This window comes from Mesorhizobium sp. RCAM 05104 (assembly GCF_059683645.1).
In genome coordinates this window covers 6,216,260-6,230,999 of record NZ_CM185033.1, presented here as the reverse complement: position 1 = coordinate 6,230,999, position 14,740 = coordinate 6,216,260, and the positions used below count along the sequence as shown (strand labels likewise).

The 14,740-nt window shown below is 63.3% G+C and carries 18 protein-coding genes; 11 read left to right on the top strand and 7 right to left on the bottom strand.

Features of this window, described 5'->3' with window-relative positions; genetic code table 11:
* Positions 1-141 precede the first annotated feature (141 nt).
* Both AC56QP_RS30515 and AC56QP_RS30510 read left to right on the top strand, forming a co-directional pair.
* A complete protein-coding gene (locus tag AC56QP_RS30515) occupies positions 142-936 on the top strand; it encodes a glycoside hydrolase family 25 protein (protein ID WP_489862106.1) in 795 nt (264 codons plus the stop codon).
* A 127-nt stretch (positions 937-1,063) separates the two neighbouring features.
* Entirely contained in the window at positions 1,064-2,242 is a 1,179-nt protein-coding gene (locus AC56QP_RS30510) for a lytic murein transglycosylase (protein ID WP_489862107.1), read from the top strand.
* A gap of 38 nt (positions 2,243-2,280) precedes the next feature.
* On the opposite strand, the gene AC56QP_RS30505 is transcribed toward AC56QP_RS30510, so the two are convergent.
* Complete coding sequence (locus AC56QP_RS30505; protein ID WP_091580275.1) at positions 2,281-3,501, bottom strand: alanine racemase; 1,221 nt, start codon at positions 3,499-3,501, stop codon at positions 2,281-2,283.
* A gap of 207 nt (positions 3,502-3,708) precedes the next feature.
* Here AC56QP_RS30505 and AC56QP_RS30500 point away from each other — a divergent pair, with 207 nt between their 5' ends.
* The gene (locus AC56QP_RS30500) at positions 3,709-4,626 is read left to right on the top strand and encodes a DMT family transporter (protein ID WP_489862108.1); all 918 of its coding nucleotides are present in this window, start codon (positions 3,709-3,711) and stop codon (positions 4,624-4,626) included.
* A 487-nt stretch (positions 4,627-5,113) separates the two neighbouring features.
* Here AC56QP_RS30500 and metF read toward each other — a convergent pair whose 3' ends face one another.
* Positions 5,114-6,031 (bottom strand): methylenetetrahydrofolate reductase [NAD(P)H], encoded by a 918-nt coding sequence (metF, locus tag AC56QP_RS30495; RefSeq protein ID WP_489862109.1) that lies wholly within the window; start codon positions 6,029-6,031, stop codon positions 5,114-5,116.
* Positions 6,031-7,053, bottom strand: a complete 1,023-nt coding sequence (locus AC56QP_RS30490; RefSeq protein ID WP_489862110.1) for an ArsR/SmtB family transcription factor — start codon at positions 7,051-7,053, stop codon at positions 6,031-6,033. Before AC56QP_RS30490 ends, metF begins: the two co-directional genes overlap by 1 nt.
* Positions 7,054-7,231: 178 nt before the next feature.
* Here AC56QP_RS30490 and tsaA point away from each other — a divergent pair, with 178 nt between their 5' ends.
* Together tsaA and AC56QP_RS30480 are read left to right on the top strand one after the other, a co-directional pair.
* Positions 7,232-7,756, top strand: coding sequence for a tRNA (N6-threonylcarbamoyladenosine(37)-N6)-methyltransferase TrmO (gene tsaA / locus AC56QP_RS30485; protein WP_489862111.1), 525 nt, complete (start codon positions 7,232-7,234; stop codon positions 7,754-7,756).
* Complete coding sequence (locus tag AC56QP_RS30480) at positions 7,753-8,067, top strand: DUF2293 domain-containing protein (protein WP_489862112.1); 315 nt, start codon at positions 7,753-7,755, stop codon at positions 8,065-8,067. Before tsaA ends, AC56QP_RS30480 begins: the two co-directional genes overlap by 4 nt.
* Before the next feature lie 14 nt (positions 8,068-8,081).
* Here the strand turns inward: AC56QP_RS30480 and AC56QP_RS30475 are convergent, their stop codons facing one another.
* The gene (locus AC56QP_RS30475; RefSeq protein ID WP_489862113.1) at positions 8,082-8,579 is read right to left on the bottom strand and encodes a hypothetical protein; all 498 of its coding nucleotides are present in this window, start codon (positions 8,577-8,579) and stop codon (positions 8,082-8,084) included.
* A gap of 158 nt (positions 8,580-8,737) precedes the next feature.
* Here AC56QP_RS30475 and AC56QP_RS30470 point away from each other — a divergent pair, with 158 nt between their 5' ends.
* Together AC56QP_RS30470 and AC56QP_RS30465 are read left to right on the top strand one after the other, a co-directional pair.
* Positions 8,738-9,700 (top strand): D-amino acid aminotransferase, encoded by a 963-nt coding sequence (locus AC56QP_RS30470; protein ID WP_489862114.1) that lies wholly within the window; start codon positions 8,738-8,740, stop codon positions 9,698-9,700.
* A 132-nt stretch (positions 9,701-9,832) separates the two neighbouring features.
* Positions 9,833-10,675 (top strand): SDR family oxidoreductase, encoded by an 843-nt coding sequence (locus AC56QP_RS30465; RefSeq protein WP_489862115.1) that lies wholly within the window; start codon positions 9,833-9,835, stop codon positions 10,673-10,675.
* Positions 10,676-10,724: 49 nt separating this feature from the next.
* On the opposite strand, the gene AC56QP_RS30460 is transcribed toward AC56QP_RS30465, so the two are convergent.
* Together AC56QP_RS30460 and AC56QP_RS30455 are read right to left on the bottom strand one after the other, a co-directional pair.
* A complete protein-coding gene (locus AC56QP_RS30460; protein WP_489862116.1) occupies positions 10,725-11,342 on the bottom strand; it encodes an MOSC domain-containing protein in 618 nt (205 codons plus the stop codon).
* A 4-nt stretch (positions 11,343-11,346) separates the two neighbouring features.
* Complete coding sequence (locus tag AC56QP_RS30455; protein ID WP_497103811.1) at positions 11,347-11,871, bottom strand: TetR/AcrR family transcriptional regulator; 525 nt, start codon at positions 11,869-11,871, stop codon at positions 11,347-11,349.
* A 239-nt stretch (positions 11,872-12,110) separates the two neighbouring features.
* Here AC56QP_RS30455 and AC56QP_RS30450 point away from each other — a divergent pair, with 239 nt between their 5' ends.
* The 4 genes from AC56QP_RS30450 to AC56QP_RS30435 all read left to right on the top strand — a co-directional run bounded on the left by AC56QP_RS30450 (position 12,111) and on the right by AC56QP_RS30435 (position 14,270).
* On the top strand, positions 12,111-12,533 hold the full coding sequence (locus AC56QP_RS30450; RefSeq protein WP_091580250.1) for a tautomerase family protein: 423 nt from the start codon (positions 12,111-12,113) through the stop codon (positions 12,531-12,533).
* A gap of 25 nt (positions 12,534-12,558) precedes the next feature.
* The gene (locus AC56QP_RS30445; RefSeq protein ID WP_489863480.1) at positions 12,559-12,957 is read left to right on the top strand and encodes a VOC family protein; all 399 of its coding nucleotides are present in this window, start codon (positions 12,559-12,561) and stop codon (positions 12,955-12,957) included.
* Between the two features lie 93 nt (positions 12,958-13,050).
* Complete coding sequence (locus AC56QP_RS30440) at positions 13,051-13,560, top strand: hypothetical protein (protein WP_489862118.1); 510 nt, start codon at positions 13,051-13,053, stop codon at positions 13,558-13,560.
* A gap of 143 nt (positions 13,561-13,703) precedes the next feature.
* Positions 13,704-14,270: a methyltransferase family protein gene (locus AC56QP_RS30435; protein WP_489862119.1), complete on the top strand. Its 567-nt coding sequence runs from the start codon at positions 13,704-13,706 to the stop codon at positions 14,268-14,270.
* 26 nt (positions 14,271-14,296) lie between these two features.
* Here the strand turns inward: AC56QP_RS30435 and AC56QP_RS30430 are convergent, their stop codons facing one another.
* Positions 14,297-14,713, bottom strand: coding sequence for a GFA family protein (locus AC56QP_RS30430; protein WP_489862120.1), 417 nt, complete (start codon positions 14,711-14,713; stop codon positions 14,297-14,299).
* Positions 14,714-14,740 lie beyond the last annotated feature (27 nt).

Sequence of the window (14,740 nt, the reverse complement as noted above, 5' to 3'; positions counted from 1 at the left end):
GCAGCGGTTTCGGGACAACGACATGCATGAAATGATGCTGGGCGATGCTGTGGGGCGATCGCTCGGAGGGGGCCTGACCAAGCGGCGGCCATCGAATCACAGACCCATCAGCGACCGGCTGAATCCGGCTCGGGAATTGCGATGCGCCGTCTTGCGGCCCTTTTCATGCTGACGCTGCTCGGCGGCTGCTCGACCGTGGACGATCTCTCGCCGCTGTCGCCCTCCAGCAGCCAGACGGTTGCCGTGCGCGCGCCCCGCTTCGGCGATTCCAAGCCGCATGAATGGGACAGTGGCGCGCCGTGGAACTATGCCGTTCATGGCACCGACGTCTCCAAATACCAGACCTCGGTCGACTGGTCGGCGGCCAAGGCCAGCGGCATCTCATTCGCCTTCATCAAGGCGACGGAGGGCGGCGACCGCTTCGATGACCATTTCAACGAGCATTGGGCCCGCACGAAAGCCAACGGTGTTCCGCGCGCGGCCTATCATTTCTTCTATTTCTGCACCCCCGCGGCCCAGCAGGCGCGCTGGTTCATCCGGAATGTCCCCGTCGATCGCTCGGCGATGCCGCCGGTCCTCGACATGGAATGGAACCCGAAATCGCCGACCTGCAGGCTGCGCCCCGACGCCGCCACGGTGCGCGCGGAGATGACCACCTTCCTCGAAATCGTCGAACGGCACTACGGCAAGAAACCGATCATCTACACCTCGGTCGATTTCTTCGACGACAACCAGCTGTCGACCTTCCGCGGCTATCCCTACTGGTTGCGCTCCGTTGCCGGCCATCCGCGCGAGAAGTACGGCAGCCACCCCTTCACCTTCTGGCAGTATACCGGAACCGGCATCGTTCCCGGCATGACCGGCAAGTCCGACATCAACGTCTTCAACGGCAGTGAAGCCGCCTGGAACAAGTGGCTGCGGCAGAACACCCGTTGACACCGGGCTTGCCGCCTGCTTTTCGACACAGCCAGCGGTAAAGTCTGCAACCGCCGGTACTCCGAAGCTCCGCGCCCTTATGGCTGCGCAAGGACGCCTTGGAATTCTGAATGTCGAAAGGAAGCCGATGCGACTGCGTTCGAAAGCCCTCGCGGCGCTGTTCTTGTGCGCCACGGCCTTGCCGGCGATGGCGCAGGAATGCGGCGGCGACTTCGAAGCCTGGAAGCAGGGCGTGGCGGCGGAAGCCAAGGCGGCTGGCGTCGGCGCCGCCGGCCTCGACGCGCTGGAGGATGCGACCATCGACGACAAGGTCCTGGCGCGCGACCGCGCCCAGGGCGTCTTTACCCAGACCTTCATCGAATTCTCCAACCGCATGATCTCGGCCTACCGGCTGAAGCAGGGTGCGGCAAACCTGAAGAAATACGCCGACGTCTTCGCTCGCGCCGACCAGCAGTTCGGCGTCCAGGCACCGATCATCGCAGCCTTCTGGGCGCTGGAAACCGATTTCGGCGCCGTGCAGGGCGATTTCCACACGCTGAGCGCCCTGGTGACGCTCTCCCATGATTGCCGCCGCCCACAGCTTTTCCGGCCGCAACTCATCCCTCTTTTGACGCTGATCGATCGCGGTGTGCTGCCGGAGAACGTCACGGGCGCCTGGGCCGGCGAGATCGGCCAGACGCAGATCCTGCCTTCGGACTATCTGGCGCGTGGCGTCGACGGCGACGGTGACGGCAAGGTCGACCTGCGCAACAGTGTCCCGGACGTCATCATGACCACGGCCAACAAGGTGCTGTCGCGCGGCTGGAAGCGCGACCAGCCCTGGATCGAGGAAGTCCGCCTGCCCGAAGACATGCCGTGGGACCAGACCGGACGCACCAACAAATTGCCGCTGTCGCAATGGGCGCTGTGGGGGGTCACCAACCCGAACGGCACCCCGCTGGTCGACAACGGCCTGAAGGCCGGCCTGGCCTTGCCGATGGGGCGCAAGGGTCCTGCCTTCCTCACCTACGACAATTTCGACGTCTATCTCGAGTGGAACCAGTCCTTTACCTACGCGCTGACCGCAGCCAACCTCGCCAACAGGCTGGCGGGCGCGCCGCAGTTCGATCCGCGCGATCCCGAGACCGGCCTCGACAACGAGCAGATGAAGGCCTTGCAGACCAAGCTGGAAGCCAGGGGCTACGACGTCGGCACCGTCGACGGCATCCTGGGCACCAACACCCGCGAAGCGATCCGCAAGGAGCAGATGCGGCTTGGCCTGCCAGTGGATGGCTGGCCAACGCCGGATCTGCTGGCGAGGCTTTAGCTCCTCTTCCTTCTCCCCCTGTGGGAGAAGGAAGCAACTTAATCCGCCATTGTCTCCAGGCTGGCAAACCCTTGTGGCGCGTCGCCCTCGTCGAACGGCGTCGTCACCTCGACGAAGGTGTCGGGATAAAAGCCGTTGAAGCGGGTCCTGAGCGATAGCGAGTAGGCGCCGATATGGCCGATCTCGATCCAGTCGCCGGTGTCGACCGTTTCCGGCAGCCAGAACGGCCGCGACAGGATGTCGACGGAATCGCAGGTCGCCCCGCAGACCTTGAACGGCACGATGTTCTTTTCCTCGCCATTGCGCGAGCGGATCGCCGGGTCGGGAATGAAGCGTGCCGGCAGCGTGATCTTGCCGGTCCATGAATCCGACAGCGATGCCCAGATGCCGTCATTGATGTAGAGCCGCTTGCCCTTGCGCAGCAGCACGCGCACGATCAGGGACAGGCAACGCGCGACGATCACCCGGCCCGGCTCCGCGACCAGCGGCATCTGGTCGAACTGGTATTCTTTCAGGTCGCCGGACAGCCGCGACATGATCTGGCCGAGCGACGGCATCTCGATCTGCTTGCGGTTGGGATCGTGCCCGTATTCGGCCGGAAAACCGCCGCCGACATCGAGCCCGGCAATGTCGAAGGTCAGCCGGTTGCGTACCCAGTCGGCCGAGGCCAGCGCCCGCTCATAAGTGTCGGGATCCTCGATCTGGCTGCCGACATGAAAGCACAGGCCAACCTTGTAGCCGGTGCGGTTCAGCCGCTCCGCCAGTTCGACCGCATAGGCAGGCCCGGCGCCGAACTTCTTCGACAATTCGTAGGCCGCGAGGCCCTTGGTCTGCACCCGCACGAACACGCTGATCGAGCCCGGATCGATGTCAAGCGCGCGCACTACCCGCGTCAGCTTGGTGATCTCGTCCTCATGGTCGAGCGAAATGACGCGGATGCCGTACTTCTCCAGCGCCAGCTTGATGTCCGACTGCGCCTTGACCGGGTGCATGTAGAGCATCTCGGCATCGGCGGAGACGGCGCGCACGGCGGCGAACTCACCGGGCGAAGCGACGTCGAAGGCATTGACGCCGGCCTCGACCAGGGTCTTCAGCACGATCTGCTCGCCATTGGTCTTGACCGCATAAGCGGTCTTGCCCGGGAACATGCCCATGAACTGCCGCGCATCGGCCTTCAGCACCTGCGGGCGAAAGCAATAGATCGGATCGTCCGGGCGAAGCGCCAGTGCCGCCTCGCGGGCATTCTCGAATCGCTGCATGGACGAATCCTCACCTCGGCTGCGCACAATTAATCCAAGCTAGCGGCTAATGAAAACAATTCTGTGTCTCGCGGCCCTGACGCAGCGGCGCTAGGTCTTTGACGGCAACGTCTGCCATCAATCAGGTTTCGGGTGGCCCTTGTCGCCAAACCCGATATGCCTTCCGCCTGACTGGCTGGCATTCAGGGCGTCTGGGAGGACGATCACATGGCAATAGCCGCGACATCCACGCCACGCGGGCCGATGGTGCTCAAGGACTGGGGACAGCTCCTGCTGCTCGGCGCGATCTGGGGCGGCTCGTTCTTCTTCGCCCGCATCGCGGTGGCTGAGCTTCATCCGCTGGTGCTGGTGCTGTTTCGCGTCGCCATCGCCGCGATGGCGCTGCAGGTCTATCTTGGGCTGCGCGGACCGTCTTTCCGGCTCGCTTTTCCTCACGCCGGCCTGTTCTTCCTGCTGGCGCTCACCAACAATGTCATCCCCTTCTCGCTGATCTTCGCCGGCCAGACCCAGCTTGGCGCCGGTGTCGCCTCGGTGCTCAACGCCACGACGCCATTCTGGACGCTGATCCTCGCCAACGCGCTGACATCAGACGAGAAACTCTCCTGGAACAAACTCGTCGGCATTGCGCTCGGCGTCGCCGGCACGGCGGTGATGATCGGTCCCGGGCTGCTTGCCGGGCTCGGCGGCCCGGTCTGGGCCAAATTCGCGCTGATCGGCGCTTCGCTGTCCTATGGGATTGCCCTGATGGTCGCGCGCCGCTTCAAGGGCGTGCCCTCGCCGGTCATCGCCACCGGACAGCTGACCGCCTCGACCATCATCACGATTCCGATCGTGCTCTTCACCTATGGCCCGGCTGGCCTGTTCTCGGCGTCGCCCCCGGTGTGGGCGGCGGTGCTGGCGCTGGCGCTGCTGTCCACCGCCTTCGCCTACATCCTCTATTTCAACCTCGTCGCCTCGGCCGGCGCCACCAACGCCTCGCTGGTCACGCTCATCGTGCCGGCCAGCGCCATGATGCTTGGTTTCCTTTTCCTCGGCGAGCGGCTCGAACTGTTCGAAATCGGCGGCGTGGTGCTGATCGCGCTTGGCCTCGTCACCATCGACGGGCGAGTGTTCGCTCGAGGTTAGAGCGCCGCGCGTCCAACTGGACGTGCGAAGGACGCTCCAGCCCCTTCAATTGAATCGCCTCTTCGTGCTTTCCGGAAGTCGAATTCGACTTCCGGGTCGATGCGGTAGCGCTGCCATGCCACGGCAGCGACACACCACCGCCATAATTTATTCACAGGTCCGAACCCGGTTTTTGCCTAGGAGTTTCAACACCTAACGGCAAAACCGAGGTCGCAAATCCCACAATCACGTCGCAATGCAGCACATTTTCCGCTTGCCTGTGGCACAAATGAACCTAGACTCCCAGCCATAGCTCTTTAAGAGGAGGCTATATCATGGGACTTACGAGGCCAATCAACGCATTGATGATCTGTGCTGCGTTCGCCTTCATCGGAGCCCTTATTATGGGCTTTCTTCCCTGACCCGCCAAGACGGGAAGACCAGCACCCAATAGTCCAACCGATTCGAAAGGCCGGGTTTTACCCGGCCTTTCGCTTTTTCAGCCGGTTCATGCCGCGGCCGACCCGGCTGCCTCCACTTCATGCGAGCGGATGCCGATCATGTGGCAGATCGCGAAGACAAGGTCAGCCCGGTTCATGGTGTAGAAGTGGAAGTCGCCCACCCCGCGCTCGACCAGGTCCAGCACCTGTTCGGCCGCCACCGCCGAAGCCACCAGCGCATGCGTTTGCGGATCGTTCTGCAAACCGTCGAAGCGCTCGGCCAGCCAAGCCGGCACCAGCGCACCGCAGCGCGCCGAGAAATTGGCGACCTGGGTGAAATTGTGCACCGGCAGGATGCCGGGCACGATCGGGATGTATATACCGGCGCGGCGGGCGCGCTCGACATAGCGCTCGTAGAGATCATTGTCGAAGAAGAACTGGGTGATTGCCCGCGTCGCGCCATTGTCGACCTTGCGCTTCAGCATGTCGATGTCGGTGGCAAAGTCAGGGCTTTCCGGGTGCTTCTCCGGATAGGCTGAAACCGAGATGTCGAAATCGCCGGCATCCTTCAGCGCCCCCACCAGTTCGGCGCCGTTGGCGTAGCCGTCGGGATGCGGACGATAGGCGGTTCCGACGCCGGCGGCCGGATCGCCCCGCAAGGCGACGAAGCGCTTCACGCCCATGTCGGCGAATTCCTGGATCACCGCGTCGACCTCATGGCGGGCGGCGTCCACGCAGGTCATATGCGCCGCCGGCGTCAGGCTGGTCTCTCTCAGGATACGGCCGATGGTGCGTGCGGTGCGCTCACGGGTCGAGCCGCCGGCGCCATAGGTCACCGAGACGAATTTCGGCTTCAGCGGCTCCAGCCGGGTGACCGTATCCCACAGCCTCGTTTCCATCTCGTCGGTCTTCGGAGGGAAGAATTCAAAGGAAACGCTGACCTTGTCGCCAATGTCCGGGCGGCGGGAAAAACGGAACTGGTTCATCAGGCGATTTCCCCTATCGAGCTAACTTTGGCCTGGCGGCTTTCATTGGAAGGATCGGCGATCAGCAGGCGCCGGTCGCGGCCAAGCCACAGCTTGACGGTGAGCTTGGCCTCATTGCCGCCGCGCGGCTCGAACTCTTGGGCATCCTCGAGATCGAGGCCGGCTTCGGAAAACCACTCCTTGATCTGCCGGTCCGAAAAGCCAAGCCGCATATGCGCGTGTTCGTCACGCAGGAACTCCAGCGCATGCGGCGCGAAATCGACGATGACCAGCCGCCCGGCCGGGCGCAAAAGCCGCGCCGCCTCGTGGATGGCGCGGGCGGGGTCGTCGAGATAGTGCAGCACCTGGTGGATGGTGACGAGATCGAAGGCATCGCGCTCGACCGGCGGCGCGAAGATGTCGCCCTGCCGCACCTGCGCATTCGAAATGCCTGCCTTGTCGAGATTGGCGCGCGCCACGGTCAGCATCTCGCGCGACATGTCGATGCCGACACCGCGCCGGTAGAGCGGCGAGAATATCTCCAGCAGCCGCCCGGTGCCGGTGCCGAGGTCGAGCATCGACTGGAACGGCCGCTTGCCGACCAGCTTCAGCATCGCGGCTTCGACGGCGCGGTCCGGCACATGCAGCGAGCGGATATGGTCCCAGCTCGCCGCGTTCACCGAAAAATATTCGGTGGCGCGGTCCTGACGCTTGCGCTTGACCGAGGCCAGCCGCTCGAGGTCGCGCTCGACCTGCGGGTCGGCACCGCGAATGCCGGAAACCAGCCCCATCACGAAGTCGCGCGCGGAATCGGTGTCCGACAGGCGGAAGAACGCCCACGACCCTTCCTGGTAGCGGCCGATCAGCCCAGCCTCCAGCAACAGCTTCAGATGCCGCGAAACGCGCGGCTGCGACTGGCCGAGAATTTCGGTAAGATCGGAAACGGTGAGGTCACCGCGCGACAACAGGGCCAATATGCGCAGCCGGCTGGATTCGGCCGCCGCCTTCAGTGTGTCCACCATGGTGTCGAGCGAAACATGCATCAGCGTATTCTCTTTGAAAAAGATATAAACATATGTTTATGTCGATTTTCAAAACCTTGCAAGCGCTATGTCGTTTCCGGACAAGAAAATGCCGCATGCGTGATTTCCCGCTCCATGCCTTCCAAAACGGTGTAGCGATCTTGGGACAAGGACATGCACCAACAGGAAGATGGGCAGAATGACCGCACCGCGTGAGATGTTCGAGGCACGCGAAGGCGAGCAGAGACTGGAAACCGACCCGGCAACGATGCCGCCGGATGGCGGGATCGTCTTCATCGGCCGCATCGCCTCGCCATGGAAGACGCGGGACATCTGCCCGAAGAACATGCGCACCGCGCGCGAGACCGGGCAGCCGGCGACGCTGACCATCGACGCGCCTTACCGTGAAGGCCTGCGGGGCCTGGAGCGCGCCAGCCACGTCATCATCCTGTCCTGGCTGCACCACGCGCCGCGGAATCTGATTGTGCAGAAACCCCGCCATGCGGCTGAAGCGAAAGGCGTATTCGGCCTGCGCTCCCCTGCCCGGCCGAACCCGGTCGGCCTGCATGTGGCCAGGCTCGTCGGACTCAACATCGCCACCGGGCGCATCGACCTTGACGCCATCGACGTGCTCGACGGTACGCCGGTCATCGATATCAAGCCCTATTTCGCTTCGACCGACGCCATATCAGAGGCGACCATGGAAGGGCGCGACGAGCGATGAAAGCGCCGACCGGCCGCCGTCGCGCAATCGCCAAGGCGCTGACCGCGCTTCTGCCGCTGGCACCCTATTCCGACATGGAGAAGATCCGTACCGACGCCGGCGCGGTTCACATGAAGACCTTGCCGCCGACCATCGCCGTGTGGCTCGCGACCATTGCCCACATCCGTCACATGCACACCGATTACGAGAAGCTGCTGAGCGAGGGCTACGACCGCGACTCGGCGCGGTTCTTCGTCATCGAGCAGACCAACACCGTGCTCACCCGCTGGCGCGCGACACGGCTGCTCGACGCCGATGACGAGGATGAATAAGACAGTAAGTCCGCTTATTGCCGCGTCAGGACGGCGACCGCATTGTAGGGCTGGCCGTCCGCCTGGCCGACCCACGTCCAGGACAGGTTCCCCTTGAAAAACCTGACGGTGATGTCGCCGCCATCGATGCACCTGTCCTGGCCGTAAGTGATGCTCTCATGGTATTGCGCCGAGGTGTCGTCCCTGGACGTCTGCGACAGCGATCCGCCGCAGCCGAGCGATGGATAATCGATCGATGCGCCGCCCTCATTGATCGTCATGGCGATCGACCAGTCGGCGCCGGCGTCGCCGGCCGGACTCTGGTGGCCGTTGCCGACCCAGGTTCCGGTCAGCGTCGGCACCCCGCAAGGAACGTTCTGGAAGATCGGCGTCAATTCGCTGCCCGTCTTCTCGCAGCGATAGGTCTGGCCGCCTTGGCACAGTTCCTCGCCTTCTTTCGCGCACTGCGCACTGGCTTCGCCCGCGGCGGCGAAAATCAACATGCCTGCGATGACGGTCCCAAGCCTGCCCATGTCCCCTCCCGTTCAGAGCCCCACAATTGTATGGCAATTTCAGTCCAATGTATCAGCCGGTTCGCCAGGGAGGACGAACAGCGCCGGGTGGGTGGCTCTATCGCTTGTGCCTGGGGCCGATAGCCTGCGGATTCCGCCTTGCGCGAGAGGAGGCCCCGATGAGCCAGACGACGGCAATACAGGACGCGAAGCCACTGCCCGCGGTCAGCGACCGCCACGTCGACCCGCATTCCTATCCCCAGGGCATCGCCTTCCTGGACGGCCAGTACCTGCCGATGTCGCAAGCCAGGATTTCAGTGCTGGACTGGGGTTTTCTGCATTCCGACGCCACATACGACACGGTGCATGTCTGGAACGGCCGCTTCTTCCGCCTCGACCTGCATCTCGAGCGCTTCTTCGGCGGGCTGGAAAAGCTGCGGATGACGATCCCCTTCGACCGCGAAGGCGTGGCTGAAATCCTGCACAATTGCGTCGCGCTGTCGGGTCATCGCGAAGCCTATGTCGAAATGCTGTGCACGCGCGGCGCCTCACCGACCTTCAGCCGTGACCCGCGCCAGGCGGTCAACCGCTTCATGGCCTTCGCCGTGCCGTTCGGCTCGGTCGCCAATGCCGAGCAATTGCGGCGCGGCCTGCATGTCGCGGTCAGCGACAAGGTGCGCATTCCGCCAGCCTCGATCGACCCGGCGATCAAGAACTACCACTGGCTCGACCTGGTACGCGGCCTCTATGATGCCTATGACCGTGGTGCCGAGACCGCGCTCATCCTCGATTTCAACGGCAATGTCGCCGAGGGCCCGGGCTTCAACGTCTTCTGCGTCAAGGACGGCAAACTGTCGACGCCGGCCGTCGGCGTGCTGCCCGGCATCACCCGCCGCACCGTATTCGATCTCTGCGCCGAGGCCGGACTTGTCGCTACGGCCGCCGATGTCGGCGTCGCCTCCCTCAAGGCGGCCGACGAAGTCTTCATCACCTCGACCGCCGGTGGCATCATGCCGGTGACGCGGATCGACGGCGCCCCGGTGGCGGACGGCAAGGTCGGCGCGATCACCAGCCGGCTGATGGCGCGCTACTGGGAGAAGCATGACGATCCGGCATGGTCGAGCCCGGTGCGCTATCCCTGATCAAACGGGGCGGCTGCCCAAAAAATTTCCCTCACCTCTGGAAAATCCCGGGATCCGCAGTATATGCGCGGAAGCGGAGAAGCCTCCGCTTTCATCAGAAAAATCGCGCCCGCAGGGGCAAGGATTCCCATCATGACAAGCAAGGTTTGGTTCATCACCGGATCGTCCAAGGGTTTTGGCCGCGTCTGGGCCGAGGCCGCACTGGCGCGAGGCGACCGCGTCGCCGCGACCGCTCGCGATGCCGGCACGCTCGCCGATCTCGTCGAGAAATACGGCGACAACATTGCCGCCATAAAGCTCGACGTCACCGACAAGCAAGCCGTCGATGCCGCGATAGCGGAGGCGCACAAGCGCTTTGGCCGGCTCGACGTCGTCATCAACAATACCGGCTATGGCCATTTCGGCGCCATCGAGGAAGTCAGCGAACAGGAAGCCCGCGACCAGATCGAAACCAATGTGTTCGGCGCCCTGTGGGTGACCCAGGCCGCGCTGCCGATCATGCGGGCGCAGCGTTCCGGCCACATCATCCAGATCTCGTCGATCGGCGGCGTCAATGCCTTTGCCTCGCTCGGCCTCTACCACGCCTCTAAATGGGCGCTGGAAGCCTTCAGCCAGTCGTTGAGCATCGAGGTCGCGGAATTCGGCATCCATGTGACGCTGGTCGAGCCCGGCGGCTTCTCCACTGACTGGGCCGGCCCCTCGGCCAAGGTCTCCCAACCGATCGAAGCCTACGCTCCCGCGCGCGCAAAGATGGCCGAGCGCCGCGCCAATTCGGTCGCCGGCGATCCCGAGGCCACCGGCCCGGCGATGCTGGCCATCGTTGACGCCGCCGAGCCGCCGCCGCGCGTGTTCTTCGGCGATGGCGGCCTGCCGATGATCAAACAGGAATACGCCAACCGTCTCGCCACCTGGGAAAAGTGGGACCACGTTTCCGTCATGGCGCAAGGCGCGAAGAAGAACCGCAAGGCAGCCTAGACGATGCAAAATCCCGCTACGCCGCCTCCGGTGGCGTAGCCCTGCCCTGCTAAGCCGGATAGATCCACTGCTCCGGCACGCGCACCGAGATTTCTTCGCCTGCCCTGATCGTTCCCGGCTTCTCGACCCAGGCAACGAGGCCGCGAAGCCGCTTGGCGGCCTTGGGGAACAACAGCGCGCCGGCCTCAACGTCGGCCATGCCGGCGTTTTCGGCGATCGATCGGCCGGAGATGCGGCAAGGTCCGTTCTGCGCGTCGACCTTGATGGTCGCGCCGCCCTTGAAGAACAGCAGCGTGCCGGCCGGCAGCATGGACAAATGCGGCACGCCTTCGATCACCAGATTGGCGCCGATCCACTCCGGCTTGATTTCGGCGAGCCCCATCCGTTCGGCGACGACGGCCAGTTCATCCGCCGCCACGATAGACAATTGCCGTTCGTTGCGCATCTCGGTGCCGCGCGGATACCATGGCTCGCGGCCGCCCGAACGCCGCGTCGATCCGGCATGGAAATCGCCTGATATGCCGTCGAAGCCCAGGCGCAACTCCTCCACTGGGCGTGTCTCGAAATGATCCGATGGCGCGAGGTAAAGCGCTGCCGCCTTGGCGGCAAGCTTTCGCGCCGGGATGATTTCGACCGGCTTTTCAGCCTCGGGGAAGAGATCCAGCATGGCTTCATTCCTTGGATGACGCCGCTTGGTTTTGCCCTTCTGCCGGCAAGGCCGCAAGGGCGGTTTGGGCCAAAACGCGCAACTCCTCGACCGAAGCGCCGTCCCGCGCCTGGATCGACATCCCGTTCATGACACCTGCCAGGTATTTGGCGAAGCCCTCGACCGAGAGGTTTTCCGGCAGGTCGCCCACTGCCTTGCCCTTGGCCAGCCGGTCCGCGATCGCTGCCTCACTCGCCTTGCGATAGGTCTTGAGCTCATCCGCAATCGCTTGTGCCTGCGGCGAGGTCGCCAGCGCACCGCTGACGAACAGACATCCGCCGGGCTTGCCGGGCCGGGAATAGGCCTCTGCCGCGCCCAGCAGCAACCGCCGGATCGCCTCCCGCGTCGGCACCGGCGCGCTCAATGCCTCGAGCGCAAACCCTATCTCGGTCTGGTGATAGCGCGTCAGCGCCTTGCGAAACAAAGTCTCCTTGTCGGTGAAGGCGTTGTAGATCTGCGGCGGCGTCAGCCCCATCGCCTCGCGCAGCATAGCCAGCGACGTTGCCTCATAGCCATGCTCCCAGAACAGATGCATCGCCGCATCCAGCGCCCGATCGGGGTCGAATGCGCGCGGCCGGCCACCCCTAGGTTTTTCCAATTTATCCATAGTGATCGATACGAAACCTATTGACTCGCCTTGCCCCCATAACGTAACAATTGATACGAAACATGGCAAGCAGAATGAAATCCTGCCAGCAAGGCCATGCAACCAAAGGCAAGGAGAGCCAAATGCCAATCACCGTGACCGCGCCGGAAGGCGTACTGACCCCGGCGGGAGAGCGCGAAATCCTGCCGCGTCTTAGCGCCGCCCTCATCGAAGCCTCCGGCGCCACCGGCAATTCGTTCTTCACCGCGATCGTCGGCGGCACGGTCCACGTCCTGCCGCCTCACCACATCTATGCCGGCGGCGCCAATCGGCCGGTCGTCATGGTGGAACTGAAATTGCCCAACATCGGCCTTGGCTCGATCGAAGCCCGCAAGGACTTCATCACCGCTGCCTGCGGCATTGTCGAAGAGCTCTGTGTGCCCGGCCACCGGCCTGAAAACACCTGGATCAACATCGTCAACGCGCCCGATGGCGGCTGGGGTATCGGCAACAGGCAATATACCGGGGACGCGCTTGTCGCTGCCGCCACCGCAGCCGCGCACTGATCTGGCGATGAGCGGAAGCGAACCCATGCGGCTCTCCCCTTCGCTGTTCTTCACCACCAATTGCGAGCTGGCGCTGGCCTTCTATGAACAGTGCGGCCTTGGCCGGGGAACAATCCTGCTGCGCTGGGGCGACAACAACATGCCGGTGCGCACGGAAGCCATGCGTGGAAAGGTGTTGCATGCCCGGTTCGAAGGTCCAGGGGTGCTGTTTCATGCTTCCGACAATGATGACGCGGAGCCTATGAAAGGCTCGGCATTGATGCTGGACTTCGACGACCTCGCCGCCGTGCGGGCTCTCTTCGATCGTATGGCGGCGGGTGGCCGGATCACCGTGCCGTTGGCGCCGCAATACTGGGGAACCAGCTTCGGCATGATCGTGGACCCATTTGGCGTGCAATGGATGTTCAGCTGTTCTGGCGGCTGATGCTGCCAGGCTCTTCCATCAGGAGGGCTTCCAGCCATCGAAGTTCCAGTGCGTCGGTTTCGATGCTAGCTTTCAGAACAGCAGGAGGCGGCAATGGAACAAAGTGAAATCATAAAACGATCAGCCGGAAACTTCTTGATCTTTGCTGCTTGCGCGTTCCTGCTATGGATTTGGGCCGCGCTCATTGATCGGATTGCGCAGATTGTGCGCCTTTCCACACCCGATCACCTTACCGGTGTTGCCGCCTCGATCGCGAGTTCCGCCACGCTTCAGGCGATCATCAGCATCTGGCTTCTGACCGCCGCCGTCGCGATTGCATTTCCTGTAATCTGGCGACCGCTCTCCATGACCACGACGCTGATGTTCGACGTTGGCTATGGCGTTCTTGGCGCCTTGACGGGCTTCGGCTTAGCCATCGGCCTTTTTGGTGGGGGGTGGCACATATTCCTGTGGGCGTTGATCTACAGCATAGCCATCGCCGTCGGCTATGCGCTGGTACGCTGGTGGCTGCCGCTTTCGGAGGTGCAATCTTACGGCCGTAGCCGGTGGATCCTTGCCGGCATTCTGTTCCTGGCCTCCCCGGTGATCCTTATCTGGGGATAGGCGGGCGAATGCTCCGGCCCCGCGAACGCATAGGGATTCGATCACGACCTTCTTACCTGAAACCGACCTGTTTCGGTACCGCGCCGCATTGCCGCCGCGCCATGCCGGTTTGATGATACCGCCCAGATAGGAGGGATCTCATCATGCGTCCGGGGACGGCAATTACACTGCTTTGGCTGTTCTGGGCCGCGACATGGGCCGCCGCCGCCTTCTGGGCCGACCGGGTCGAGAAGCGCGCCGGCTTTCAGGCCGAGGCGCCTTACCGGGCGGTCCTGATGCTTGGCACCATCCTGCTCTTCATTCCGGCGCACGGCTATGTCGGGCGGCTTCGCCTGTGGTTTCCCAATCTTGCCGAGGCCTGGATCTGCGCCGCGTTGATTGCCGTCGGCCTCGCCTTCTGCTGGTGGGCGCGCGTGCATCTCGGTCGATTGTGGTCAGGCACGGTCACCGCCAAGGCCGAGCACCATGTGGTCGACACCGGCCCGTACCGTCTCGTCCGCCATCCGATCTACACCGGACTGCTGCTGGCGATCTTCGCCACCATGGCGGCGAAAGGCACTGTCTGGGGTGTTGCCGGCGCCATTCTGCTGACCATCGGCATCGTCATGAAGGCAAAACTGGAAGAGCGCTTCCTGCGCGGCGAACTGGGCAGCGCCTATGACGACTACGCCAGGCGCGTGCCGATGCTGGTGCCGTTCGCGCCAGTCTGAAGCGACAAGATATGTTGAACGCCAGCTCAGTTTGAATTCTTTGCCACGCTGCCTTGCTGGAAATGTTCGACGGCACCGTCAATTTGAACCCAGTCATGTTTCGACTGCTCAAAAACCGACCTGATGGGGGGTGGGTGTTTTGGGTCCGCCAGCGCGCCGACCGCAACGCCGATCAGCGACGGCAACCTGTCGGCCTTCCAATAGATCGTTGAGCCGCAGTTTGGACAAAAGTAGCTGTGGACCTTCCCGCCGCTTGCCGCATCCCTGGTGAACTCTTTGGCAGTTCCGGAAATGACGACGGCGTCGACCGGATAAAAAGCGCCGACGCCAAATGGCGCGCCGGTTCTGCGCTGGCAGTCAAGGCAATGACAGGCGACAACCAGTTTCGACGCTCCTGGAAGCGTTAAGGTGAGAGCCCCGCAACTGCATCGGGCATCAGCCATTGGAAAACTCTCCTTTTTTGAAGTGAG